The 668-nt window shown below is 46.0% G+C and carries 1 pseudogene; it reads right to left on the bottom strand.

Annotated features, from left to right (window positions below):
* A pseudogene (locus R7Q46_RS27535) lies at positions 1-668 on the bottom strand (two-component sensor histidine kinase BarA); the annotation flags it as partial.

Below are 668 nucleotides of genomic sequence, written 5' to 3'. Positions count from 1 at the left end.
TCGATACGCACATCCAAGTGACCACGACGAATGCGATCAACGACGTTTTTCATGTGCGTGATTGGTTGGGTAACATCATGCATTAAGCGGGAAGCAAACACGCTTGCAAGCCCTAGACCAAGGATCAAAACAAGGAAAGCGGAGAAGACTTCTTGGTATTGCTGTAAGCGCAGAGATGAAAGATCCATTTCTACCGCGATGTAGCCAATGGCTTTCGTGCCTTGGTTTTCGTTAGACAGTTCTGATAAATAGTGTCCTTCCGACAAAATCGGCACACGCAGGATCAGGGAGTTCTCATAGATTTCCGAATTTCCCAGCTTTGGGATCGGCTTGTCTTTTGGGAACATCAGAGCTTCAAAATTAGGATGGAAGTTTGACGTGACGAACAGTTCATGGTGCTCATCAAATACGGCAATACTGCGAACGAGTTTGGAATTTTTACGGTGCGCGTAGCTAATCAGGCGACGTACGGCTTCACGGCTTTCAGCAAGTAAGTGAGATTCACTGGCGATCGCAAGAGGTTCAATAATGCTATTGCCCGTAGTGATAACTTGTTTCTCTAGGTCCTGATAGCGATTAAAGGAGAAAAAGCCGCTCAGTAATAAACCAATAATGAGAGTGGGAGCGAGAGTCAGCGTAATTACACGTGCTCGTAAGCCATATCTGGT

This window comes from Vibrio sp. 811 (assembly GCF_033339195.1).
Note: the sequence above shows the minus strand (reverse complement) of the source record. Positions and strands in the feature narration are given on the sequence as shown.